Below are 26,002 nucleotides of genomic sequence, written 5' to 3'. Positions count from 1 at the left end.
TTTCTCTCCAATCCATATACGGGGTTTCCAAGTCTGTCATTACCTTAACCCATTATCCGTAACCCCGTACTCAATGTCAAAATAAACCGCTGTTCCTAATCACTCCATAAGTGGTGGAATTCTTGCTTCATTTAAGCGCGAGGTGCCCAGATCATAACCGAGACGCCTATTAGACATATGGCTGCCCCTATCCAGTCATACAGGTCAGGCGTACGCTTGTCCACGAGCCATCCCCACAACACTGCCAGCACGATAAAAACTCCGCCATAAGCCGCATAGACTCGGCCGAAGGACGGAAATTGCTGCAGCGTAGGAATTACACCGTACAGCATCAGGATGATCCCTCCAATTCCGCCATACCAGAGCGGCTTCCCTTCCCTCAGCCATAACCATACCAGGTACCCGCCGCCAATCTCAGCAAGACCTGCTGCCACGAATAATGCGATTTGCATCCCCATACCCATCTAACGCTAACACTCCTCTATGCTGCTGCTTTGACTACATTTTACCCGACAATTCCGGATATGTTATAGTAAGTTCACAATCTATCTGATCCTAATAGAATTATCAAGGAGTGCTGCTCAGATGAAGCCGCGTTTTATCGCTGTTATTGCATCCATACTCGTTATTTTTGGCCTAGTCAATTGGTATATCGGATGGAATGGCTGGGTCTATCTATCAACCATTATCCAACTAGAGAACGCCGCCCTCTACGGCATCATTGTCGGAATTATCTCCTTGTCTTACATTATTGGCCGTATGCTGCAAGGCTCTGCCGTTAGGCCAATCGGTCATTTTTTGAAGCTCATAGGCTCCTACTGGTTCGCTGTAGTCGAGTATTCCGTTCTGCTGCTGCCAGCTGCTGATCTGATTGCCTGGCTGCTCATTCAAGCATCCGTTCCTGAGAAGACCTCCATCATAATCGTAGGAACGTTGACGATTGTACTCATGGCTGCCCTGCTCATAAAAGGAACCTGGAACGCTTGGACACCAATCGTACGAACGTACAACGTGTCTCTCCCCAAGCAGGCTGGCTCGCTTAAGAAGCTGCGTATCGGAATGGCGTCCGATATTCACCTTGGAACCATTGTCGGCAAGCGCCACCTTCAGCGCCTCGTTGATGGGATGGAACAGATGAAGCCCGATATTATTCTGCTTCCAGGCGACGTTATCGATGATGCTATTGAGCCTTTCATTCACGGCAATATGGCCTCGGTTATGAAAAACCTGCAGGCACCTCTCGGCGTGTACGCGGTTCTCGGCAATCATGAGTATATCGGCGGCAGTATCCCGCAGTTTATTGCGGAGATGGAAGCTGTCGGCATTCGTGTACTGCTCGACGAGAGCGTGCTCATTCAAGACAGCTTCTATGTTATGGGACGCAAGGATCTATCTGCTGGTGGCAGAGGCCGCGCCGGCAGGCTCCCGATTAGTGAAATGGTAGCTTCCGTCAACACATCTCTGCCGCTTATTATGATGGATCATCAGCCATCTGATCTTAGCGCAGCCGCTGATAATGGTATTGATATTTCCCTATCCGGCCACACCCATCGCGGCCAAATGGCGCCGAATCATCTCATTACGCGGCGTCTGTTCGAGCTCGATTGGGGCTTTTTGAAAAAAGGGAATTTACATGCCTTCGTCTCCTCCGGCTTCGGCACTTGGGGCCCGCCTGTCCGTATCGGCAGCCGATGCGAGATCATTCAGATTGACGTGGAGTTCGGGCAATCGCGCTGATCCGCTATTGATTATTCACCCTAACTTGCTTAGCTGTCCGGTTCAGCCAATTATAAAGCGTATCCCTGCTCATGATAAGAATACAAGCGAGCAGCAGCTTCATCATATTCACGAATAGCACTGTCCATACACTCACAATAAAAGGAGTAGATACTGTATAATAATCACTCCTATTAACTTGAAACAGCTGTCCAACATTACCGATTAACTCAGGAAGCGTCATTATTATAATTACGATTCCAACAATAGAGAAGCCGAGTCTATACAGTTCACCTTTGGTTATAGCCGTCCAATCCGCCTCTGTCTCTTCGGTATGGCCTAGAATCCGAGAGGCAGTGGCACCTGCCTTATTCCATAGCAGCAAGCTTATACCGATGAATAGCAGTCCTGGCAGCAGTGAAATCGTCCATATCCCATCCATACTCCTATCAACCTCGTTTGTTGTCTGAGCGATATAGGTCAGCCACATTTGTAACGTCGACCCCAAGTACCCTATGCCTCGAATAAATACATATACCGCCATAATCCGCAAGGCAATGAAGGTCATCTCCCTTACTCGCATAGTCCTTCCTCCTATTCTTCGAATAATGTGCGGAAGTACCTCTCCCTATTATTCAGAAAATCTCTAGTCAGCAAAAAATGATCCGTCTGCTCATACTCCACAGAAGCGATCGGTGTGTCATCAAAGCTCAGGATATCCGCGCCCGGATAGGACAGCAGGATTGGCGAATGCGTCGCAATAATGAACTGGGCCTGCTTCTCCCGCTCCAGATCCCATATCACACGCATGAATGCAAGTTGATTCTGCGGGGAAAGCGCCGACTCCGGCTCATCCAGCAGATAGATGCCTTTGCCGCCCAGTCGGTTCGTGAATAGAGCTAAGAATGCTTGCCCATGCGATTGCTCATTGAGGGACTTGCCACCATAGGACGAATACGCCCTTCCCCCTTGCATCGGGTCTTTAGCCAATTCATCGATATAGTCAGCAAAAGCATTAAACGTCTCCGCCCGGAAAAAGAACCCGTTCGACACCTTCGGCAGCCAGGACAGCCTCATAATGGAGGATAGTGACAAGTCGTCCTTCTCCTTGTACAGAATCGAGTTGTTGCCACCCACCGTATTGAAGCCGCATAAATGTGCAACCGCCTCCAGTAAGGTTGATTTCCCCGAGCCGTTCTCGCCGATAAAAAAGGTCACATTGCTCTTCAATGCCAGATGGTCCACCTGCTGCAAAGAAGGTATATTGAATGGATACTCCTGTTCCAGCCCTTTATCCGCTGCAGCTTGCCAATCAAGTGTAATTCGTTTGAGAAAAGGCATATCATCCCTCCTTAGGTTCCATTATTACAAATTTTGGAGTGATTGTCTTGTTATGAGGATGAACGCACAAAAAAACAACAGTAAACAATTCTGTTCACTGTTGTTGCTGTTGCCCTATCTATATCTCCACATGACTATTTTTTTCCACACCAATGCCACTACTTCCCGCCGAACTTCCCAGCCGCTTCCTTCACCTGACCCAGCATCTGCTGCAGCTTGGCATCATCAGCTTGCGGCACGCTTCCGAAGAAGAGATGGCCTACTGATTCAATGCCGCAGAACTCGAATATGCCCGTATCCGATGTTTTCTTAAGCGCTTCGGTCATGCCGATGGAATCGTAATAATCCTTGGGTGAGCCTTGCGTATTTATGATAAAACCCTTCTTGCCCGACAGCAGCTTGTTGATGCTCCCATCCTCTCCGTAGGCATATGCGAACCCATAGGATAACACTCGATCGATATATCCCTTAAGTACAGCAGGCATGCCTGTCCACCAGATCGGATAGATCAGGGTCAGCACATCTGCTTGGCGGATATGGTCCTGCTCAGTCTTAATATCTTCCGGGATATTGCCCGATTTAAGAGCCTCGAAATCACTGCCATTGAGTACAGGATCGAATCTCAATTCATATAGATTACGAATAACAACGTTATGTCCCTGCTCTCGCAAGGCATCCGTATACGTATTCAGGACAGCATGGTTGAAGCTCTCCGGATTAGGATGGCCGTATATAACTAGATGGTTCATGGACGCAGGTACCCCCAATTGGATAAAATGTAATCGCATTGGTGTTATTGTCTCCATGGAGCTCAGCTTTATGTGTACAGACTAAGCTGGTTAACTAAAGCTGAAGTCCAACCTGCTCCTCACTCCACTTCCACAGCCTTGCTGCTGCCTCCGAATCATTCGCCTTTGCCGATACTTTGGCTTGTTTCCTTCTATAATAATAGTGTCCCGTGGCCGTACCGCCTTCACTGCCTAATGCCAAATAAATCGCCGTATCTGCTCCTTGGACAGGAGTAAGGAAGAACGGTCTCAGCATGGCATGTAGGCTTTTACCGAAGCCGGTTCGCCGATCAACACCGATACTTGTCCCAACCGCGCCGGGATGAAGACTGTTCACAGTCACATTCGTGCCTCCCAGTCGACGGGCAAGCTCCTTCGTGAACAATACATTGGCGAGCTTCGACTGCGCATAGCTTTTCCACACGTTGTAGCCCTTCGTTAAGTTCGGATCTGCGAAATGTATCGTTCCTACCTTATGCGCACCTGAGGAGACGTTAATAATTCTGCCCTGGGGTGCTTTCTTCAACAGCTCAAGCAGCAGATTCGTCAGCAGAAAATGACCCAAGTGGTTAATGCCGATCGCACTCTCATACCCATCCGTTGTCAGCTCCCGCTTCAGCGACACGACACCCGCATTATTGAGCAGAATGTCCAGATGCTTGTACTTTTTCTCGAACGCGTCCGCGAATCTGCGTATGCTCGCGAAGGAGCCGAGATCACATTCCATCAGCTCAATTCGGCTTGAGTCGCTCTGAGCGATGGCCTCCTGCCGTGCACGCTCGCCGCGCTCCAAGCTTCTGCAAGCCATGACTACCACTGCTCCTGCTCTAGCAAGCTCGATTGTCGAAGCAAGCCCCATGCCAGAATTCGCACCTGTAATAAGAACGATCTTATTATCCAGAGATGCCATTGCCATCAGCCTCCCGTATCCCTTTTTCTTCTATTATACTTGTAAAAAAACAAAAAAACGTTAGTGATACAAGATCAATCTTGCATCACTACGTTTTTATTTACCCACCGCTAGGCCGATACGCCACTACGATTCATGCTTCTCAAATAACTGATACAAGCCACGAGGAAATACACCGTCTGCATCGCTACGTATATGCCTATGACGACAAAGGAGTACACCCACACCCCAGACATCATCAGATTATCGAGTGCCTTCATGGCGAACAGAGCATGTATGATGCCCACTACACAGGGCACGTAGAAAATAATAGCAATCTGTGTTACCGATATTCGGCGAATCTCCTGCTTCGTCATCCCTATGCGCTTCAATGCTCGGAACTGGGCTTGATCTTCCTGCAGCTCGGTGAATAGCTTGAAATAAATCATGCTGCCAGAAGCGATGAAGAACAGCAGACTGATAAATAATCCAAGAAACAGGGTTAGTGAGCTAGTCTCTTGATATTCTTCATACATCTCTGCGCGGCTCATATCTACCTGATCAGCCACTGCTTCCGGAACACTAGCTTGCAGGCTGGCTATTGCATCCGCTGCACCCTCCCAGTTATGAAGCTCATAACCGTATGCGGCCAACTGCTTCTCTTCCGGAATGGAGGAGATTAGCTTGTCATATGCAGCATCATCCATAATAAGAAGGAATGCATTCAGATTCGTTAAGTTCATAACCGCTGGCTTGACCGTATCGGATAGGCTATAGTCAACCGGCTTACCGTTCAGCTCGCCGCTTACTGTACTAGCTGTTGTCAACCAAGTGCTCTGGAGTACAACTTTATTCTGATCTACAGTGATTGAATCAAGTCCCAAGCTCTTCGCATTCCGGTTATAGCTCTCCTCCGAAATAATCATACCGCTATCGTAGGTATATTCCTTTCCAGCTTGAGTAATGATGAGCGACTGCTTCAGCTCCGCACCAACAAGCTTGTCTTCTTTTGTAATAGGAAATCCATCCTCACGAAGCGAATTAGCCATCTGATCTGGATCGATTACCTCAAGTGTATTTAATCCGCGTTCAACGACAGCAATAGAATAAGGTCGATAGGTCGATACATTTTGCTTAAAGCCGATTTGCATCAAATAGAAGGTTCCAGAAGCCGTCAAAATAACCGCGCTCAATATCGATACCATGAACAAGATCCGAGCATTGTCCTTCAGCTTATAGCCAAGCTGGGACAATACCAGCATATTCGTCCGATTGTAGAACACCGACTTGCGCTTCTGAAGAAATCGAATAGCGAGTACGCTGAGCTGAGTGAAGCCGAAATACGTACCAACCACTACCGTAATCAATACTGGCAGTGTGAATAGAACGAAGGTTCCTGCATTCATCATAAGAGCCATAGCGTAAGCTGCCGCAAGACAGACAACGGACAATGCTACTAGCCAACGTGAGAAGACGAGCTCTCCCTTCGGCTTGCGTCCAGCTTTCAGCAGATCCACAATTTCCGACTTCCCTATGCGGAAAGACGTTAATACCGCTATGACCACGAATAAGGTGAAAAATCCGATTCCAGTTAGTCCTAGCGCCTTAACCGGAGCTGCGAACGGAATAGGGTCCGCTACCTTCAGCATAACCGCAAGTGCCATGAAGAACAGCTTGCTAAGCAGCATGCCAAGCGCTATCCCCGTTGCGATGGACAGAACCGCGATCCCCACTGCTTCATAAATAACGAGCTTCCTCAGCTGTGACCTCGTCATCCCGAATAAGGAGAATAGGCCGAACTCCTGCTTCCGGGTTTTGAGAAAGGCAGAATTGGAGTACAAGACGAACAGGAAGGAGAAGATAACGATAATGTACAGGCAGAACTGCATGCCTATGCGAACTTTTGAGGCAGCCATAATATGTCCATTGACTACATCAGGATGATAGATAAATGCGGCATACATATAGAAGATAATAACCGAGAAGACGCTGCTCAGGAAAAATGCGCTATACGAACGCCAATTGCCTCTAATGTTGCTAAGCGCGAGCGAACGGAACGTCATCGAAATTACCTCCCAGCACGCTCAGTGCGTCCAATATTTGTTGGAAGAACGCCTGTCTATTGGAGCCCCGCCGGATTTCCGAGAAGAACCTGCCGTCCTTGATGAATACAATTCGTTTGCAGTAGCTAGCCGAGAAAGGATCATGCGTAACCATTAGTACCGTCGCCTTCAGCCTTTCATTCATATCCTTCAACGCATCCATGACATCCTTCGCTGCTTTGGAATCCAGATTACCTGTCAGCTCATCGGCTAATACAAGTGATGGTTGATGAATAATAGCCCTCGCAATCGCTGCACGCTGTTTCTGTCCGCCGGACACCTCATAGGTACGCTTGCCAAGGATCGCGCTGATCTGCAGCATGTCCGTAATCGGCGCCAGCTTCTCTTCGATTTTTCTAGGAGCCACGCCCTCAAGCACTAGAGGTAGAATAATATTTTCCTTGATCGTCATCGTATCGAGTAAGTTAAAATCCTGAAAGACGAAGCCTAGCTCCCTGCGCCGGAACAGCGCCAGCTTCTTATCATTCAATCTGCTCGGCTGTACGCCGTTGATCTCAAGCTCTCCGGTTGTTGGCCGGTCGATCGTTGCCAGCAAATTCAGCAGAGTCGTCTTGCCGCTTCCAGACGGGCCCATGACCCCGACGAACTCTCCTGCCTCAATGTTCAGGTCAATATCCTCAAGCGCTTTGTAGGATACATTGCCTTTGGAGCTGTATATTTTACCAAGCCCTTGTGTGCGTAATACACTCATTATTCGTTCCTCCCAAGTCTTCCATGTCATTTGATGAACCCAGTATAGCCTTGGAGGAGAGGTGTCACCCATCGATTTCCCTTTCAATTGCCTAGAAGCAACCTTACATTGTTGTCACTTTTAAGATAATAGGTGTATGCCGTCTGACTGAAAATAAAGCAGCACCGTCGTCCCCTCGCCAACCTGCGATGTGACGATCAGCTCATGACCTAATCGGCTGCATACCTGCTTAGCCAAGTAGAGCCCCATTCCCGTAGACTCTTCCAGAGCTCGGCCATTCTCTCCGGTGAAGAACGGATCGAAGATCCGCGGCAGGTCCTGCTCTTCAATCCCGATCCCCTCATCAATAATGGACAGCTCTACGCTGAACCCGCCCTTATTGCTATTGTGCTGCCGAATGCGAAGAGTCAGATTCTTGCTGCCTGGCTGCCGCTTCGAATATTTGATCGCGTTGCTGACAAGCTGATTCAGCACGAAGGTCATCCATTTCTCATCGGTCTCAATGTAAGCCTCTCCTTCAATGCGAGGATAGATGGCGTAGCGGATGCACAGCCGCTTATGGGCATTAATGACGCTGCGAAGCAGCTCATGCAGTGCAACCGATCGAAGATGAAGATCAAGCTCGAATTTCTCTAATCGAGAGGTATAGAGCATCATCTCCAGCCCTCTCGTCATTCGCTCGGTTTCCTCCTGCAGGCTGGATAACAGCTGCTTCTGCTCCTCTTGTGAGAGCTCCTGCTGCTGCGCATCCTGCGCCAGCAGATCAATGACAGAGACAGGTGTCTTCATATGATGGACCCATTGCAGCACGAAGTGGTTATGCTGCTCCTGCTGCCTGCGATATTTACCCAGCTCGGTCAAGTACGCGCTATGCTGCGACTCCAATAGAAGCTGGACTTTTTTCTGCTCCGCCGTTACGCCAGAACGTACGATCGAGGATGACTTCAAACTCGCTCCATTGTTGATCGCTTCATCCATCTGCCGGTAATAGCTGCGCTGATGCAAATAATCAATGGCTAGTCCAGCAATAAGAACGAATAGCACTAGTACGATAAAATAATAGACCAGACCGGCATCCGCTTGCTTCGAATAACGCAGCTTATCCAATACGAACATGAAGGAAGCAATCGCTGTACAGACGATATACAGAGCAATATATATTTTTCGATCCCACAGAAAGGCTCTGATCACTGTATTTCCTCCCACACTTCCTGTGGAAGCAGCTTATAGCCCTGTCCCCGAATCGTTTCTATTGCTTTCATAATACCGAGCTCCTCCAGCTTCTTCCGCAGCCGCGTAACGTTAACGGTCAGTGTATTGTCATCGACGAATTGCACATCATCCCATAACGCCTCTAGCAGCTGCTCACGGGAGATCACCTTCTCTGGCTGGTTCATCAGGCATTCGGCCAGCAGCCTTTCGTTCTTGGTCAGCTCGGCTTTCCGGCCTCTCCACTCCAGCTCATTGCGGCTAAGATGCAGCTTCAGCCCATCTACATTCAGCTCTAGTGTACTTGAGGCAGCCATTGTAGCTGCATACTCACCGTACACACGACGAAGTGAGCTTTTTATTTTGGCCATTAAAAGATCCAGCGGTATCGGCTTGGCAACATAATCATCGCCGCCGTTCTCAATGGCCATCACCTGATCCATCTCCCCAGCGCGTGCCGAGATGAAGATAATGGGGACATTAGAACGCGTACGGATTTGCCGGCACCAGTAAAACCCATCGAAATATGGCAGATTAATATCGAGCAGCACGAGATGTGGATTGTACCCTTCAAATTCGGTAAGCAGCTCCTTGAAGCGGCTGGCCCGACTCGCCTCGAAGCCGTATTTCTCCATGGTCGTCGTCAGAATGGCTCCAATCTTATCATCGTCTTCCACTATGAAAATACGATACATATGCATGATTCCTCCTTATAAAAAAGGCCCCCGATAGACTCGGAGACATTATATACTGCGTATCATGATTCCATTGTTATATCCATCGTTCATGATAGCAGTTCCATTTATATCGAGCAAATGGGATAATACTCGAGTTCTACACTTTCCCGTCATGCTGATTTTATTTTGTGGGTACTGCAGGAAGATTGAGGCGAGAGATTGAGGCGAGATTGAGGCGAGAATGCTGACTTTTAGGCATCATTAAGGCGCGGTTCTGGCCGATTGGTAGGCCTCGGATGGACGAGAATGTTGCACAAAAGTCAGCATTATGGGCGTTGGGGGCCTCGGATGGACGAGAATGTTGCACATAGGTCAGCATTATTGGCGTTGGGGGCCTCGGATGGACGAGAATGTTGCACAAAAGTCAGCATTATGGGCGGTAGGGGCTCCAGTTAGGCGATAATGATGCACAAAAGTCAGCATTATGGGCGTTGGGGGCCTCGGATGGACGATAATGTTGCACAAAGGTCATCATTATGGGCGTTGGGGGCCTCGGATGGACGAGAGTGTTGACTTTTATGCATCATTAAGGCGGGGTTCTAGCCGATTGAGGCGGAAATGCTGACTTTTAGGCAACATTATGCAAACCATGCTGTCCCTACAAGCTTCAGCGTTCGCCACCCTCCGGATGACAGCCTATGACTATTGTTCACGTCATCCGGAAGCAACAGCGATCGTAAGAACATTCGTCTGCGCAGCAGCCAGTTTAACCCTTATTCCGTCACAATAGGAGATTCTTCAACGAATCCGCGTCGTTTCAACCAGTTGGCGCAGCATAGTGACCAGGTGTGTGCTTCGGGATGGTCATAAGCTAGTCCTAAGCCATGACGCCCACTCTCGTAGACATGCAGCTCACAGGGTACCCCATTGCCGGTCAATGCTTGTGTGAACATAAGACTGTTCTGAACCGGCACAGCTCCGTCATCAGCTGTATGCCATAAGAATGTTGGAGGCGTATCCTCGGTCACCTGCAGCTCGCTGGACAGCAGATCACGCAGCTCCTGCGGGGCATCCTCGCCAATCAGATTAACCATCGATCCATGATGTCTATGCTCACCGAATGAGATTACTGGGTAACACAGAACCATTACATCAGGCCGACTGCTAACACGCTCCACTGGATCAGCATGATTCTGATCGCCCGCATCATAATGTGTGCCTGCTGTTGAAGCTAGATGTCCCCCTGCGGAGAAGCCTAATATTCCTATGCGGTTCGGATCAACTCCGAATTCAGCCGCTTGACTTCTTACCATGCGGATTGCCCGTTTGGCATCGCTGAGCGGAAGTGGATGCTTATTCGGTGCCACTCGATAATCCAGCACGAATGCGTTCACTCCGATATCGTTCAACCATTCCGCTACCGGCCTCCCTTCATGATCGGCCCTCATTCCGTATCCACCGCCTGGCAGAACGATAACAGCTGCAAGCGGCTTGTCCGCCTTCAACAAATAAGGAGTAATACGCGGCGTTTCTCCCTGCTCAAAAACTACATCAGCATCCCATAATGGAATAGAAGCCATAACCATGTCCCTCGTTTCGGAATGAATTAGTCTTACCTGAATTTAAAGCGGTTACATCATTCCATTATCATAACAGCTTTAATCCATGGCAATCAATGGCATCACGTGCAAATAGGCTGTTCTAGACTCAGTGAGTCAAGCACAGCCTGCCTGCAATAAGAACTAAGCGCGCGCTAGAGCAGCAACATAATGCGGAACCGCACGAACACTATGAAGCTCGCTGAGCTCAACGCCTTCGAACCGTTCGACCAATGCTTGATTAACGAAGGTATGAATAGTCCCTTTACGAAGTGGAGTAATGGCAATATGCAGCTCCCTATTTTCTAGATCGTCCTTGAATTGCTTCAAGCCGATTGGCCAGCTTTGGCCATAATGAATATGGTCGGTCAACAGACGCTCGCCTAAGTAGGCACCTGCGACATCACCATCGTATTCAATCTCTAGGAAAACATCACCGACTTGCTCAGGCCACGCAGTTTCTATGCCTATCATTGAATTGCGCTCTGTCACCTTACGCACAGACAACTCTGGTGCATATGGCTCCACGCTAAGCTCATAGCTGGTGAACAAGCCGTCCTGTCTATCCGATATTGCTCCATAACTAGTCCGCAGCCCTTCCCGCAGAGCCGGATACACCGCTACGCTCCAATTGGACTGCTCCTCTGAGGTACTAACTAATCGTTCATTCTGAACATATAGATGACTGCTGCTAATGACGAGGCGATCCTCGCCCCACACACGGAAGCGATAAGTCTGGAGCGCTTCTTCCCTTGTAAGCACGATGAGCTGAACGATTCGCTTGTCTGTCAGCTCTAGTGTAACAGCATGCTGCTTCCCAGTAACTGGACTCACCACCCACACATCATCTTCACGCTGTGCTTGTCCCGCTCCTGCCTTCACATTCACAACAGAAGCGGCGCTCAGTATGATCTCTGGTGTCATGCCCTCATGCGCATAAAAGACCAGCAATGCATCGTTGTCATGGCTCGCTGCGAGCTTCGTCAAGGGCTGTACAGTGGCCGTCACGATATCTACACCTTCCATCGTCAGATGAAAGGGCAGCACTACACTACAATTACTTTTCAGAGTGAATATGCCTTGACGCGGAAAAGCAATTGCTCCTCTAGACGTTTGGAGCTCGATTCGAACCCCTTCCCGGTCTGGCATATCTACATGGTCTTGGAAGTTGTTCAGGAATAAGAATCCCGCTCCATCCTTCTGTCGAATGCAGTAGCGAAGCTCCTTCGTATTATCAGGTGCTATATCCATCTGCCCCGTTGGAAGCACGGTTCCCATATCAGCGATAACGCTGCCGAATGCTTGCAGGAACAGCGCGACTGACCGAATGCGGTCATAGGATGCTCCGATTCGACCGAACTCACCAAGTGGAGACTGGTAATCGTAAGTAATTTTGGGAAGTGCCGATTCATTCAGATAGCCATGCATCCCCTGCTTATTCGAACCGCCATGGTACATATAATAGCCGAGCAGATTACTGCCGCTGGCAAGCTTGACCCAAGTCATCGCCTCGATACTCTCAGGGCTAACATAGGGTCTAGCATGATAGCTGACCTGCATGCCTCCAGCCATTTCACAATAAGCAACAGGATAATCCAGCGTATCATATCCGACAGCCTCAGATGGTGTCACATGCAGATCGCGATAGATATACTCACCGCTTGGCGGTTGATTCGGAATCCATGGCGTATAAGCATAGCCCGCTAGCATCGGCAGTGTATCTGTATCCGGAACCGCTGCCCCACCCCAAGCTGTTGCTGTGAAGAACAATGGCGTAATGCCAGCCTCCTCTGCTAGACGTCGCAGCTCGGCAAGATGCTCTTTACCACCTGTGCCAGATGAGATGAAGGTGCCAGATTTGTAGCCCCAAGCGTCAAATGGCGCACCCGCATGCATGAATTCATTTTCCAGCTGGACACCAATAACGGAGCCGCCCTCCTGGAACAAAGATCCCTTCATCTGCTTAGCAATCTCTCGGTATAGCCTTTTGGCATATGACAAATAACCCGCATCATTCGAACGGATCTCGATAGGCTTGCTGAACACCCAGTCCGGGATACCGCCATTACGTACTTCACCATGACAGAAAGGGCCAATTCGGAGAATGAGCGGGAGGTTATGCTTGTTACACAAATCGATAAAATGACGAAGATTCCGATCCCCGCCCCATTCGAAGCGTCCCTCCTCCTCCTCGTGATAGATCCAGAAAATATAAGTTGCTACGATCTGGACGCCGCCAGCTTTCATTTTGAGCAGCTCTTCTTCCCAGTGCAAATAAGAATATCTCGCAAAATGAAACTCTCCGACAACCGGAATAAATGGTTCGCCATTACGCGTCATATAATAATTAGTAAACCCGTAGCTCTCGCCCTGCGGACTGGTCCCTCTGTTGCTTGCAAGCTTACCTGGTACAATCTGCTTATTCACCGTATCCAGCTTAACAGTTACATTATTCATCTAGTTACTCCTTTTAATATCCCTTGTTTAAGCTATTTATAGCTACACCTTACTAGAGGAACATGGCGAACACAATTCACAATGTCCTGTTCATGATGGACGATATTCGGATTTCATCAAAAAGACACCTGTTCAAGGCGTCCATTGCTCAGATCTACACTTTCGGGCAGGTGATGCTGTATCATAAGGGTATCCATTACTGTTCCAAGGAGAGATGAGAATGAGCTTCTTAAAAGGATTAGGCCTGTTTGCCGGCGAGATGACGGGAAGGGTGCTGGGAGGAACGGTACGTGTTGTAGGAGAGGTCGTGCGAAGTGACTATATCAAAGAAATTGGAAACGGTGTGGAGCAGGCTACAATAACGACGGGAAGAACAGCCGGAGAGCTTGCAAGTGGTGTATATGATGTGGCAAGCGGGGCGATACGTCAGAATCGAGATACAATTAACGGAGGCCTGAGCGATATAGGCGGGGCCGTGAAGACGACAGCTGCAGGCGTCATATCATCCGTCAACTTTGTCTATGGCAGCGGCAAAAATGTCGTCGTTGGATTACAGCAAGAGGACTATGCCAGAGCCAAATCCGGCGCCAAAGGCTTGGTGACAGCAGCAGCTATCAGCGTAATCGCTGTTGGTCTGATCGACGTCTTGGACGGAGCAGATGGCATCAGCACGGAGTCGGCTGATCTATCTCCTATCAACGAGATCGATAGTATCTAGGAGTAGCGCTTGATCGTCCATTCTTTTTGGGCATAGACTAGCCAGTATTCCGCATTAGCCTTACGTTTATATCGTTCCATGTTGTTGTAGACATCATCAAGGTCAAGAGCAGCACCAATTATGCTAAAAGGAATCTCCACGTGTCCTTGCCCTTTGATTATTCTATAGAGATCGATTAGCAAGCCGCTCCCAGCCAGTCGCAGCAATTGCTGCGCAATCTCCGAGCTAAGCGGCAGTAGATTTTTCTTTTTATAGGAGGCTTCCACTCTATTAGGAATGAGTAGTTGCAGCATCTCCACATAATCATTCTTATCCCTCAAAAATAATTTATTATACCAGCCATCGTCATGGGCCAAATAAGCAAATCGATTATTCAGCTGTGGAAAAAAAGGGCTTCCCAATGGTTGTTTGTAATGACCCAAATAGAGGAGCTCTGCCTTTTCGTGTGGCTCCACACTATCCAGCTTTTCTACATCCTCACAATCGACCCAGCAAAAATCGCCATAACGATGAACATTCTCCTTGTACAGATCACTCAAGTGCTCATTCCTTACAACCTCCATTTGAAGCCCCTTATGATACTCCTCTCCCGCATAATCCGACTTCAGCAGCACAATATGATGCAGCCCATGACGAAGGGATTGCACAAAATCACTGAATTCTATTCCCATTGATGTGACGGATGGTTCATCCTCATTATGAATCAAATAAATAATGTCCTTTGTTTTCATATGCTGCTTGCCTCCAAGATCATTCTGAAATACAGACTAACATATTTCAATTGTCGATGAGAATAGCAGATATCGATTAACACAAATTCGCAAAAAAACAGCCAATCCGCTCCCACCTTGGTTCAAGGTGCTGCAGATCGACCGTCTCGAATGATGCTATAATTCCAGCCTTGCTAGGTTTCCATTAGGTACGCCATTTCTTACGAATTCCCTCGACCGCAGCTAATGTTACCTCATCCTGCACAATGTCCCCGGGCTGGTTGCCGGCACCTAGAATATACCCAGCAAATTCTGTACCTGTATAGTCGAAAATATGCTGGAATTGCTGCACGAGTGGAAGCCCCTTGATCCGCGGCTCATCATCGCCAACTCCAATTACCCAAGCTGTTTTCGTTGCAAGCTTCGCCAGGAACTCAGCCTTATTCTCCCGTAATGACTGCGACCAGCGATCAATGAAGGTTTTCGTCAGGCCAGAGGCTCCATACCAGTATATTGGAGTTGTAAATACAAGAACCTCCTGTGCCAGAACACGTTCAATCACGTGGTGATAATCATCATCGGGATAAGGACCCTTCTCCACAGAATGGCGGTAGTCGATTATGGGCTCGATCTTGTAATCAGACAAATGGATTTTGTCTGCTTCAAAGCCCTCAACCAGAAGATCAGCTAGTTGAGCAGAGTTGCCATTGTTGCGCGAGCTTCCGTAGATTACTGCAATGCCCATATTCAACATCCTCTCTTCGTGTATACAGCTGCTTGTGTCGCCATTCTTACTTTTCATTGCAGCTAGCCTACGAGCTATTAAGCGTTCGCTATACCCGCTTCTTGCTGCCGATAGATTACGTTCAAGCTTCTCACGAGAGCAAGAGCAAGCTCTTTGGCCTCTTGCGGGGTATCGCCAGCGGTAATGATATAGCCAAGGCGATCATCCGAGCTTCTCGCCTCTGATACCACATCGCCAGGAGCAGCGGTAAGCTGAGCACGGACGACTCCCTCCTGCTGGCTCGCAGCCTCGAAGCCTTCAATTCCCTCGAATACCCCTTCACGATCTGCAGTCACATAAGCAATTGCAGCTGCCCGGTTATGCTTCTTCCGAATATCAATCGGGTTATCCAAGTAATAATTCACCGTCGCTTCGAAGACGTCTACTCCGAACGCCTGCACTAGTAAATCCGAGGAGATGTTGTCGCCGCCCGGTCTGCCATTCACCTCAATAATGCGCGGTCCCGTGCTGGACAGCTTCACCTCTACATGACTCGGACCATCCGTAATCCCTATCGCCCTTAATGCTTGCACAGCTGTCTCTATGATGTCCTCTTCGCGATCAGTATGCACGGATGTCGGAAGCGTATGAGCAATCTCTACAAAATAAGGCAAGGCTGACGTACTCTTCTCCGTAACAGCAGAAAAGATCGGCTCACCCTCTCTTACGAACAGCTCCACACTAAATTCCGGCCCATCCAAATATTCCTCGATCAAATACTCCTCGCGAACTTTAAAGTCCATATAGGTCACCTTGAACTCTACGATAATATCCACTGCACGCCGCAGCTCGTCTGCATCTTTAATGAAATAGACGTTCTGACTGCTCGCACAGTTCGTCGGCTTCAATACCACTGGATATCCTATGGCGGCCGCGGCAGCCGCAGCCTCTTCAAAATTGCTTACTTTGTGGAATTTCGCACTTGGAACGCCATGCTCCGCATAAGCCTCACGAGCCAAGTCCTTATTTCTGGACTTAAGCGCTGCCTCGTAGGGCACCCCTCGCAGCCCAAGCCTCTCGGTTACCTTCGCCGTGAGATGGGAGGCATAGTCCGTAGCAGGAATGAGTGCATCGAGCTGATCTGCATAGGGAGATTGGACGATAGCCTCGTAGAGTGACTCTTCATCCCGTATATCCGCCACGATCAGATCATGATAAATGCCTTCATAGCCATATTTCTGCGGATTGTCTGTTGAAGATACGATCGCAATAACTTTATGCCCCTGTTCATAAGCAGCTCTGGCGAAGCTAACGCCATAGAAGCTTGGTTCAACAAAAGCGACTGTCTTAATCGTTGTCATAGGGTTGCCTCCTTAACGAGATATGGAGCCTGCATGCATGCATGCCTAGGCTTCCAGCACTTTCTTTTCAGATACTCTGCTATTGAGCATATAGAACAGAACCAAGCCTACTACCATCAAGCCGCTCATACAGATAAAGCCTACGCCTGGCGAATATCGGTCAATCAGAACGCCTAGCCCTGTAGCCGAGAAGGTCTGTAGGAGCAGGGAGAAGGCCATCCAGACCGAAGTTGCCCGCCCCATGTAGGACTTCGAGACCGACTTCATTAGTGTCGTTGTAATAAGAATGCGCAGAGAGGAGTTCGTAAGGCCAATCAATACACTGCCCAAGTACAAGAGAAGCACCGTCGAATTGAACGCGACCGCCAATAGACTAACCACAGATAAGAGAAAGAATAATAGCACCGTTCCGTTATGCGATAGCTTCCTCGCCAGAGGTGCGGCAATCAATCCAGACAACAATCCCCCGATACCGTAGAACATATCCGATAACCCGAATACGACAGAATCCCCTCGTACCGTGGTACTGACATAGCCTGGAAGCACAACGTTGTACACCATCGTTGAGACGAGTGGAATAATGGATACAATGCCCAATAGCAATATATAAGGCCTCTCCACTAAGTACTGAATGCCATTCTTGAACGTTCGATAGAACGACTCTCCTGCATTGTCGATAGCTATAGGGATATATTTCATTCGGCTCAAGAAGAAGCTGCTGATCATAAAGGCAAGTGCATTCAATAGAAGAATAACCTCAAACCCTACGTATTTGTACAAAATGCCCGAGAGAGCTCCCGCCATGAACATGCCCACCTGCAAGCTGATTTCAATTAGCGAATTGCCTTGGATCAGCTCCTGCTCCGGCACAATCTCTTGAACCAAGCTGCGCGAGGCAGACATATACAAAGCCCAGCCCATGCCGTTAATAATGGTGAAGGCATACAGATATTCGATCCGAAAGCCCGTCCACGCAAAAGCGCCCGTAAGAAGCAGCAGCGCCAGCACTCGTAACCCATTCGCCCATAATATAATGTTCCTCCGGTTCCACTTATCAATGATGGTCCCTGCGAATGCCGACACAATAAAGCCAGCAATGACATTCAGAGAAAGCATGAAGCCAATGGAGGTATTGGAATTCGTCTGATCGAGCAAATACCAGTTAGCCCCGATCGTACTCAGCCCCACACCGAAGCCTGAGATGATATCCGCAGCGAAATAATGCCGGAAGTTGCCTGGTTTCAGTACACTAAAGACCATGCGTACCTCCTCTAATCGCCAGAATTTGCTGCTGAAGAGGCTCATACCCGAATCCCAAATAATCCAGAACCTCTTCATGGGTTCCCCCATAGATCGGCCACTGCTCCCCGCAATGATGCGAATACACCTCATGCCTCGGCAGCAGCAGGGCAAGATAGGACGCTGTACTGCCAGTAGCCCGATGCTCCTCCACAACTAGAAAGCATTCAGACAATGCCTTCAGTGGCTCGATATAGTCTTTCAAGCTTTGAATATCGACGTAGCACAAATGCACGTGCACAATGGATTCATCCTCTTGAACGATTTTCTTGCACAGCTCAGTTGCTTGCTCGCCGACCGATATCAAGCATAGCGCAGGCCGTTCACCTCGTTCCTCGCCTTCCACAATCAGCTCTCTGCAGCTTGCGCCTTCCTCTCTGAACAAGCTCTCGAATGCGTCATTCCGCGATAGCCGAATATAGTAAGGCTCCTCCGATACCGCAGCTTCTTGAATAACCCTTCTCGTCTCTTGCTCACCATGCGGACAAGCGATTCGAATATTCTGGAAGGACTGAAGGACAGCGATATCCTCCAGCGCATGATGCGTCGTGCCGAACCAGCCGCCTGAGACACCGCCGTAAGCAGCTACGACCTTCACATTCTTGCCCATATAGCCCATGGTAAGCTTGATGCTCTCCGAGGCACGCAGCGCTGCGAACGAAGCGAAGGTCGAGAAGAATGGAATGAATCCCGCTTCGGCAAGCCCCGCTGCTATATCAATGCCAGCCAGCTCCGCGATGCCGAGGTTAAAGAATCGCTCGGGATGCTGTTGTCCAAAAGAATGGTTCTTACCGCCTAAATCCGCTTCAATACATACTATTTGCTCATTGCCAGCAGCAAGCCTGGCAAGCTCATCTTTATACGAATCTCTACCTGATTGCGTCATGACAGACTCACCTTCCATTTGTGAGCCAGCTTCCCGGATATTTTCACATAATGCGCTTCCGGATTTCCTTCAATCGCCGCCACGCCCTTTCCTTTGATCGTGTTAGCAAGAATAGCTAAGGGCTTCTCAGGATCGGGCTCAATCGCCGCAACAATGTCTTCATAACGATGTCCATCGATTTCTCTGACAGAGAAGCCGAATGCCTCAAAGCGCTGACGCAAATGACGAATCGGCGATATATCCTGAACATAACCATCGTTCTGACCGCCGTTGCAGTCAACGATGTAGATGAAGTTCGTCAGGGACCTTGCTTGAACAATCTGCGCAGTTTCCCAGCATAGCCCTTCCTGAAGCTCCCCATCTCCTCCGATAACGATAGCTAATCCATCGGTCCCCTTAAGCTTCTGAGCAAGCGCCCAACCAGCAGCATAAGCAATACCATGCCCAAGACTTCCCGTTGCGAAGGGAATTCCCGGAAGCTTATGATTCGGATGCCCTGTGAATAAAGAGCCTGCTTGCCCGTAGCTCTCCCCAGGATTATCGGGTATGACTCCATAGACATGCAGAGCGGCATACAGCGCTGCAGCAGCGTGCCCTTTGCTCAGAATAATGGCGGTATGGGGATCTTCGATATATCTGGAATAAGCCCCAATCAACAGATCAATAGCCGATAAGCTGCCCCCAATATGGCAGCCTGTTGGTGCTGCCGCCATATCGATAATGAGTTCCCTTGCTAATCTAGCTCTCTCCAATAACACCGGGATATCTTCCCTAATACCTTCTCGAACAGCTTGTTCCATTTATACCTCCGTTCGCAGCCGGAACCATTCGTCTACGGCTTCCTTGAGAATGCTCCTAGCCGACTTCGCCTCGCTCGCATACAGATACTCTTCGTTCGTATGATCAAGGCTGGAATCTCCAGGGCCATAAGCCACCATTGGAACTGAGGTCCAGCTGGTCGCAAGTGTATTCATGTCGCTCGTTCCGCGTTTTTTGATATAATGTACCGATTTTCCGTGCTTTGCGAAGCTTCGAACGAAAGACTTCACCAGGGTACCTGTTCGCGGATTGGCAAACCCTGCTGTTGCACGCTGAACCTCAACCTTCACGCCATCACCGAAAGCAAGATCAATCTTGTCTACGTAATCACTCCCTGCCTCTGGCGATAGGCGGAAATTCAGCGTCCCCTTAACCGTCAGAAAGCCTTTATCCTGAAGATGCTCAATATCGATGAGCGAGGACAGTGACTGTGGATCGATATCACGTACGCGAGCACGAATATCCGTGGCGACATTATACAGCTCATCAATAACGCTGATACTGTCCTTCGCTGCAGTGTGCTCCTGCGCGCGATGTATCGTAATCAGCAGCTTGAACAAGCCGTAATACCCGAGTGTTAAGCTATCTTCCCCACTAGGCTCACCAATGATGACCGCATCCGCAGCGTAGTGATCCCTAACAAAGAACGCCCCCTTGGAAGACGATATTTCTTCCTCGACAGCACCTACAACGAGCAGGCTTCCCTGCTCAGGCACCTGAACCTCATCCAGCATATGGATGAAATTAACGAAGCAGCCTTTGGCATCCACTATACCTCTGCCTGTAGTCCCTTCCGAATCGGTGCGCACAGGCCACACATGCGGAACTGTATCAATATGTCCGAGCAGCAGCAGCGTATGAGGGCCACTCCCTTTGCGGAATACGATATTGCCAGCATCGTCTATGCTCCCGCTAACATCAGGGTAATCGATGGTATCCAGCAAATAGTGGGCAAGAACATGCTCATCCTTGGACACCGAAGGAATACGTGTAACCTTGTTCAACAGATCAAGCTCGCTTGGGCCACGCTCGAAGCTCCAGAACCATGTCTGGCTTCCCTGCTCCAGCGTATGAGGGCCAGCAATGCTGACATCACAGATGCCTTCGGCAATCGCCAGCTCAGCAGCCCTCACCTTCTGCTTCATCCGTCCTTGGACAGAGGTTAACTCATCATTCGTATAGACATCCTGGATCGTCGACTGCGGATTATCAATATCATGCAGCAGACCTGCAGTACCGGTAACGAAGCGAAGATGATGCGCCCCCAAATCTACAGCTAAGTGAGCAGCCAGTACATCGGCATCGATATTGATATAAGCGTTCAGCTCGGGGTCGAAGATGGGTGGTGTCAGACATACGATATCGAAGGCTGCCAGCGCAGACCTCAGGAAGGTTGTATGGCTTCCTCTGAACGAACCGAATAAGGAATCTCGAATGATCACGGTCTTCTCGCCTCTGATCGCCTTCAGCGGCTTCGCTTTCTGCCCATAGACCAGACCATGCTCACCGCCAAGCTGCGCGTAGACAGTGAGACCATGTACCTTCGCCTGTTGATGAACCTCTGACAATATATACTCATGGTAAGCCTCACGGATAATAGACATTTCCTCGGGAGCGCAATATCGCACCTCGTCGCCTGATGGCAGCGTGAGGAAGGGCATCGGGCGATCAATAGCTTCGTATTTCTTGCGAATCGCTTCCGCCCCGCCAGCAACGAGCAGCACTTGGTTGCCTCGCTTCACGATGCGATCGAGCTCCTCGAATATTCGCGGATGATTCACAATGGTGCTGCTGCCAAGCTTGATGACATAGAGACTGCCACTGCTCATCAAGGCCACGCCCCTTCGTACTCGAATGACAATCCTGACTCCTCAGGGAAGTTGAAATATAGATTAGCTGCTTGAATAGCCTGACCTGCTGCCCCTTTGATCAGATTATCAATCGTTGCGATAGATACGCAGTTCCGGCCTTCCACATAAGCACCAATCTCCGCGTAATTCGTTCCTACAACCGTTTTGATCATAGGCGAGCCATTGCCTGAGTTGAAATAATGAAGGAACGGCTTCGCGTTATAGGTGCTGTAAAAAGCTTTTCTGACATCTACGTCCGTCACATGCTCCTTGAGTAAGGAATAAGAGGTCGCCATGATCCCTCTTGGAAGATCGAGACTGTAGACCGAGAATTGAAGGTCGACCGTGCGGTCCAGATGATAAGCCAGCGCATGCTCCACCTCCGGCTTATGGCGGTGTCCATGCACCTTATAAGCTCGGAAGTTATGGGAGCGCTCCGCATGATGCTCCGTCGTCGACTTGCCGCCGCCGCTTGAGCCCGTCTTGGCATCCGTCACCACACGGCCTTCAATTAAATCATGCGCTACCAGAGGATAGAGCGTATACAGGGTAGCAACTGCCATACAGCCCGGGAGATTAACGACCTTGACCGCCGTATTGATCGTGCTGAACTCAGGCACATAATAATGCCAGCCTCCATCGAATGGATGCTTCACCGTCTCCGGATAATGCTTATTAAGCAAATCCGAATCGGCAATTCGGTAATCCCCGCTTACATTGAAGATATACTCGGTATGCTCCGCCACCTGCTGAATGATTTTGGGCAGAGCACCTGTAGGCAAGCAAGAGAAGATGGCATCGTAATGACCGTTCAGCTCGGCTATTTTGTTGAATTTCAGCGGGCTTATCTTTTTATTATGAATCGACCCGATGTAGAACTTATCCACCGGGTAGCCAGCCTTGGATTCAGATGATACGAAATCAACTTCGAAATGTGGATGCTTGCGAAGCAGCCTGTATAACTCAGCGCCAGTGAACCCGCTGCCGCCCAGAATCGCAACTCGCTTCCTCCCCTTATCAGTGACACTCATCCGAGTCTTGCATCTCTTTCATAGAGCACTTTAAGATCACTGCACCGTTCTACCAGCTCGCGAATAATATGCGGGTTCGCATCGATTTTCTTGAAAGCTAAGGCGTATGCTTGAATTCGCTCGTATTCAATCGGAGTTCTCAGCTCCCTGCAGATCGTTAAGCTGTTGCGCAGCATGCTCAGGGTCACCGGAAATTGGTTCAGATCATACCCAAAATCTTGACGATCGGATAATGTGAATGGATAGCCATTGCCGAAGCCTTTGCGGTTCTTGAACGGCAGATGACCTGGAATCGGTACATTCTGCCACTCCCTAGCATAGACTCCCTCTTCGTTAATAAGCTGCTGAACGGCATCCTTCACTCTATAATCCTCCAGATCCTCAAGTCCGAGCTTCTCTGGCGACAGCTTCACGCGGTACATGTTATAGCTGTGCTTATAGCCTTCAGGCACGAATGGCCCGCTGAACAGCTTCGTCTCCGACAAAGCGTTCGTTAAGTACATCGCATTCCTCGCTCGTATAGCATCATAATAGGGAAGGCGATCAAGCTGGCTTAAGCCGAAGGCAGCAGCAATCCACGACATACGGTAATCAATGCCTGAGGATTCCAGGAACGCAAGCGCCCGTTCATAATCCTCCTTCTCCTTGAAGAAGGCGATGCCACCTTCCCCGCCTACCGGAAAGTTCTTATCTGCCATCAAGCTTTGGCCCGCTCCGTCCCCAATTGAGCCAGCCAATTGCTCATGAATGGAGGCGGAATGCGCATGAGATGCATCCTCTACAAGGCGTAAGGAATATTTGTCTGTTAATCGTCTTAATGCGGGGAGATCTGCAGGCAGACCATGCACATGTACAGGCATAATGGCTTTGGTCTTGCTCGTAATGGCCTGCTCTGCTTGTGCCGGATCAAGGCAATACGTAATCGGGTCAATATCGACGAAGATCGGGATCGCCTTCGCAGCAACGACCGCTTGAGCAGTTGCAATGAATGTAAAGGCAGGGACGATAACCTCATCTCCCGGCTGTACGCCTACGCCAGCAAGTGCGAGATGCAGACTGGAGGTGCCGCTTGCCGTAGCAATCGCATAATTGGCTCCCACATAATTGCGGTATTTCTCCTTGAACTCATCGACTACCTGATCGCCATCCTGCTGAATCGAGACGAGCATTTGGATGACGTCTTCCTTCGTAATGATCGGGAAGTTCGTCTTCCTGACATCCTCCGGAATGACAGATGGCCCGCCCAGGAAGGCTAACTGCTCTTGAATCCAGGCCTCTGAAGGCAGACCTAGCGGCTTGCGAATAAAGTCTGTCTTCATGATGCCGAATTCCTCCTTAATAGAGAGACTTTCACACAAGCGGCGACTAACGGACTTAGCCTGTAATTGAATTGAACCGCTGGCTGCAGCTCCGGCTCACTCTCCTCCTGCGTCCACATCGTCTGCAGGTCGAAGGCACCGAATATTTTTAATCGCTCTGCCTTTTTCCATATACTCTCGTCATTTGCTGCGATAGCAGCGACAGGCCCGAACCCAAGACCTGTGAAGTCGAGAACAAGAACCTCAGCCTCACTACTAGCCCCGCGAACGAGCTGGTCTAGAGAATGGAGATTATCCCAGCTCACAGCAATTGATGCATAAGCTTGCTTCACTTGCGGATCGGATTGGAGCGTGACTCCCAGCCAATGAACGAACTTCTTCTCTTGCTCACTTGGATGGCCAAGGCGCGTGGCTGTATGATACACGAGATCCTGTCCCCACAACGCCCCGTGAATCGCTCCCGTATAGCTATTGAATAGCGACACGTATTTCTTATTTGTAAGCTTGGCTATACTTTTCTCCAGCCCGCTCAATTCAAAATCATTTTTTTCGATACTCATAATAACGCCTGAATTTAGTACTCTGGACAATACGAATGATAACGAAAAATAATGCTCCTTCTGCAAAACCTTCTCAGGCTTCGTTAACGTCTCTCCCATATTTCAATTTAACCTCCCCGTTTACTAAGAATTAAGCACGAAGTTAGCCGCCGTTTTCTTGCCCAAAGACTCTTTTACATACTGCGCAATATGATAGGCCACATCGACACCATGGATTTTCCACGACTTCGCAAACTCAGGATTCTGATTCACTTCACACACGACATACCGCTGCTGCTTGTAGTCATAAAATAAATCTGCACCATAAATTCCTTCACCAAGAACGTCTATGAGCCGGCTGCAGATAGCAGCAATCTCTTCATTAATCGCTATCGGATCAATATCGGCTCCCAGATGCGTATTCGTCTTCCAGTTATCCTCGGAAACTCTGCGGAAGGCGACGATCGGTTTGCGGCCGACAATGACGACACGTATATCATAATCCCCCTTTTCCACGAATTCTTGTACCAATACAGGGAAGGATTGATGTCCAGGATCAATGGATTCCCGCGCTGCTATCCAGCCGTCCAAGCACTCCTTGCCTGTTATTCTTGCAATTCCCCTTCCCCAAGAGGAGGTTGCAGGCTTAATGACATAGATATTCCCGAATGTCTGCAGAGCGTCATATAGCTTAGCCGGTGTAAAGGCTACTTTGAACTGTGGCTGGGGAACGCCATACTTGCGAAACACAATTGCCTGATGGATTTTATTCGTGCATATGGTGATCGCTTGAACAGAGTTCAGCGTTTCAAGACCAGCAAGCTCCAGCAGATGACCACGATTAAGCGCGTTTTTCTGAGAAAGGCAGCGAATGAGCGCGAGCCCGAAGGGCTCAACATCCGGAGCCCCCAGTGGCAATTCCATCGAATCCAGATTCACTTGCACGTGAATACCTAGATTTTTCAGATGATCGATAATGCGTTGCTCTTCCTCCCGCAGCTTCGTCACACACAATAAAATAGCGCCATTCTGTTTCATATTCGTTACCTACTCTCCCCAAGTTTCTTCAATTTCTGGAGCTAGGGCAATTGTGACGAGCTGGGCTTCGACTTGAACCTCATGCTCTTGACCGCAAGAAGCACATTCTACAATTTCACCTGTCGATGCAAGCTCTTCCACCTCGATATCCGACTTGCATACGAGACAACTTAAATCCGCCATGTTTATTTCACCTCCTCTCTAAGGTTAGAACCCCGT

The 26,002-nt window shown here is 49.2% G+C and carries 25 protein-coding genes; 2 read left to right on the top strand and 23 right to left on the bottom strand.

Features of this window, described 5'->3' with window-relative positions; all coding sequences use genetic code 11:
* Positions 1-131: 131 nt before the first annotated feature.
* Entirely contained in the window at positions 132-458 is a 327-nt protein-coding gene (locus AC6ESP_RS03505; protein WP_497095378.1) for a YnfA family protein, read from the bottom strand.
* Between the two features lie 127 nt (positions 459-585).
* Between AC6ESP_RS03505 and AC6ESP_RS03500 the strand changes: the two genes are divergently transcribed.
* Positions 586-1,737: a metallophosphoesterase gene (locus AC6ESP_RS03500; RefSeq protein WP_497095284.1), complete on the top strand. Its 1,152-nt coding sequence runs from the start codon at positions 586-588 to the stop codon at positions 1,735-1,737.
* A 4-nt stretch (positions 1,738-1,741) separates the two neighbouring features.
* On the opposite strand, the gene AC6ESP_RS03495 is transcribed toward AC6ESP_RS03500, so the two are convergent.
* The 10 genes from AC6ESP_RS03495 to AC6ESP_RS03450 form a co-directional block, all read right to left on the bottom strand.
* Complete coding sequence (locus AC6ESP_RS03495; RefSeq protein ID WP_497095283.1) at positions 1,742-2,299, bottom strand: hypothetical protein; 558 nt, start codon at positions 2,297-2,299, stop codon at positions 1,742-1,744.
* Positions 2,300-2,310: 11 nt separating this feature from the next.
* Entirely contained in the window at positions 2,311-3,057 is a 747-nt protein-coding gene (locus AC6ESP_RS03490; RefSeq protein WP_497095282.1) for an AAA family ATPase, read from the bottom strand.
* A gap of 158 nt (positions 3,058-3,215) precedes the next feature.
* Positions 3,216-3,806 (bottom strand): NAD(P)H-dependent oxidoreductase, encoded by a 591-nt coding sequence (locus tag AC6ESP_RS03485; RefSeq protein WP_497095281.1) that lies wholly within the window; start codon positions 3,804-3,806, stop codon positions 3,216-3,218.
* Positions 3,807-3,900: 94 nt separating this feature from the next.
* Positions 3,901-4,755 (bottom strand): SDR family oxidoreductase, encoded by an 855-nt coding sequence (locus AC6ESP_RS03480; RefSeq protein WP_497095280.1) that lies wholly within the window; start codon positions 4,753-4,755, stop codon positions 3,901-3,903.
* A 110-nt stretch (positions 4,756-4,865) separates the two neighbouring features.
* Positions 4,866-6,797: an FtsX-like permease family protein gene (locus AC6ESP_RS03475; RefSeq protein ID WP_497095279.1), complete on the bottom strand. Its 1,932-nt coding sequence runs from the start codon at positions 6,795-6,797 to the stop codon at positions 4,866-4,868.
* Positions 6,772-7,548, bottom strand: coding sequence for an ABC transporter ATP-binding protein (locus AC6ESP_RS03470; RefSeq protein WP_497095278.1), 777 nt, complete (start codon positions 7,546-7,548; stop codon positions 6,772-6,774). The genes AC6ESP_RS03475 and AC6ESP_RS03470 overlap by 26 nt, the downstream gene beginning before the upstream one ends.
* A gap of 120 nt (positions 7,549-7,668) precedes the next feature.
* On the bottom strand, positions 7,669-8,739 hold the full coding sequence (locus AC6ESP_RS03465; RefSeq protein WP_497095277.1) for a sensor histidine kinase: 1,071 nt from the start codon (positions 8,737-8,739) through the stop codon (positions 7,669-7,671).
* Positions 8,736-9,452 carry a response regulator transcription factor gene (locus AC6ESP_RS03460; RefSeq protein WP_497095276.1) on the bottom strand — a complete coding sequence of 239 codons (717 nt, stop codon included), beginning with the start codon at positions 9,450-9,452 and terminating at the stop codon, positions 8,736-8,738. Before AC6ESP_RS03460 ends, AC6ESP_RS03465 begins: the two co-directional genes overlap by 4 nt.
* 755 nt (positions 9,453-10,207) lie before the next feature.
* Positions 10,208-11,014 carry an alpha/beta hydrolase gene (locus AC6ESP_RS03455; protein ID WP_497095275.1) on the bottom strand — a complete coding sequence of 269 codons (807 nt, stop codon included), beginning with the start codon at positions 11,012-11,014 and terminating at the stop codon, positions 10,208-10,210.
* A 162-nt stretch (positions 11,015-11,176) separates the two neighbouring features.
* Positions 11,177-13,489, bottom strand: coding sequence for a beta-galactosidase (locus tag AC6ESP_RS03450; protein ID WP_497095274.1), 2,313 nt, complete (start codon positions 13,487-13,489; stop codon positions 11,177-11,179).
* A 220-nt stretch (positions 13,490-13,709) separates the two neighbouring features.
* Between AC6ESP_RS03450 and AC6ESP_RS03445 the strand changes: the two genes are divergently transcribed.
* On the top strand, positions 13,710-14,207 hold the full coding sequence (locus AC6ESP_RS03445) for a hypothetical protein (RefSeq protein ID WP_497095273.1): 498 nt from the start codon (positions 13,710-13,712) through the stop codon (positions 14,205-14,207).
* Here the strand turns inward: AC6ESP_RS03445 and AC6ESP_RS03440 are convergent.
* The 12 genes from AC6ESP_RS03440 to AC6ESP_RS03385 all read right to left on the bottom strand — a co-directional run bounded on the left by AC6ESP_RS03440 (position 14,204) and on the right by AC6ESP_RS03385 (position 25,966).
* The gene (locus tag AC6ESP_RS03440; RefSeq protein WP_497095272.1) at positions 14,204-14,938 is read right to left on the bottom strand and encodes a hypothetical protein; all 735 of its coding nucleotides are present in this window, start codon (positions 14,936-14,938) and stop codon (positions 14,204-14,206) included. The genes AC6ESP_RS03445 and AC6ESP_RS03440 overlap by 4 nt on opposite strands.
* Positions 14,939-15,122: 184 nt before the next feature.
* Complete coding sequence (locus AC6ESP_RS03435; protein ID WP_497095271.1) at positions 15,123-15,662, bottom strand: flavodoxin family protein; 540 nt, start codon at positions 15,660-15,662, stop codon at positions 15,123-15,125.
* A gap of 77 nt (positions 15,663-15,739) precedes the next feature.
* Positions 15,740-17,002, bottom strand: a complete 1,263-nt coding sequence (locus AC6ESP_RS03430; protein ID WP_497095270.1) for an ATP-grasp domain-containing protein — start codon at positions 17,000-17,002, stop codon at positions 15,740-15,742.
* Positions 17,003-17,047: 45 nt separating this feature from the next.
* Positions 17,048-18,262, bottom strand: a complete 1,215-nt coding sequence (locus tag AC6ESP_RS03425; RefSeq protein ID WP_497095269.1) for an MFS transporter — start codon at positions 18,260-18,262, stop codon at positions 17,048-17,050.
* The gene (locus AC6ESP_RS03420; protein WP_497095268.1) at positions 18,252-19,187 is read right to left on the bottom strand and encodes a transketolase family protein; all 936 of its coding nucleotides are present in this window, start codon (positions 19,185-19,187) and stop codon (positions 18,252-18,254) included. The genes AC6ESP_RS03425 and AC6ESP_RS03420 overlap by 11 nt, the downstream gene beginning before the upstream one ends.
* On the bottom strand, positions 19,184-19,987 hold the full coding sequence (locus AC6ESP_RS03415) for a thiamine pyrophosphate-binding protein (protein ID WP_497095267.1): 804 nt from the start codon (positions 19,985-19,987) through the stop codon (positions 19,184-19,186). The genes AC6ESP_RS03420 and AC6ESP_RS03415 overlap by 4 nt, the downstream gene beginning before the upstream one ends.
* Positions 19,988-21,835, bottom strand: coding sequence for a M20/M25/M40 family metallo-hydrolase (locus tag AC6ESP_RS03410; protein WP_497095266.1), 1,848 nt, complete (start codon positions 21,833-21,835; stop codon positions 19,988-19,990).
* Positions 21,835-22,887: an N-acetyl-gamma-glutamyl-phosphate reductase gene (argC, locus tag AC6ESP_RS03405; protein WP_497095265.1), complete on the bottom strand. Its 1,053-nt coding sequence runs from the start codon at positions 22,885-22,887 to the stop codon at positions 21,835-21,837. The genes AC6ESP_RS03410 and argC overlap by 1 nt, the downstream gene beginning before the upstream one ends.
* Positions 22,884-24,206 (bottom strand): DegT/DnrJ/EryC1/StrS aminotransferase family protein, encoded by a 1,323-nt coding sequence (locus AC6ESP_RS03400; RefSeq protein ID WP_497095264.1) that lies wholly within the window; start codon positions 24,204-24,206, stop codon positions 22,884-22,886. The genes argC and AC6ESP_RS03400 overlap by 4 nt, the downstream gene beginning before the upstream one ends.
* Positions 24,203-24,865: a degT/DnrJ/EryC1/StrS aminotransferase gene (locus tag AC6ESP_RS03395; protein WP_497095263.1), complete on the bottom strand. Its 663-nt coding sequence runs from the start codon at positions 24,863-24,865 to the stop codon at positions 24,203-24,205. Before AC6ESP_RS03395 ends, AC6ESP_RS03400 begins: the two co-directional genes overlap by 4 nt.
* A gap of 24 nt (positions 24,866-24,889) precedes the next feature.
* Positions 24,890-25,783 (bottom strand): RimK family alpha-L-glutamate ligase, encoded by an 894-nt coding sequence (locus tag AC6ESP_RS03390; RefSeq protein ID WP_497095262.1) that lies wholly within the window; start codon positions 25,781-25,783, stop codon positions 24,890-24,892.
* 9 nt (positions 25,784-25,792) lie between these two features.
* A complete protein-coding gene (locus tag AC6ESP_RS03385; RefSeq protein WP_497095261.1) occupies positions 25,793-25,966 on the bottom strand; it encodes a lysine biosynthesis protein LysW in 174 nt (57 codons plus the stop codon).
* Positions 25,967-26,002 lie beyond the last annotated feature (36 nt).

It is taken from the genome of Paenibacillus xinjiangensis, assembly GCF_059686975.1.
Note: the sequence above shows the minus strand (reverse complement) of the source record. Positions and strands in the feature narration are given on the sequence as shown.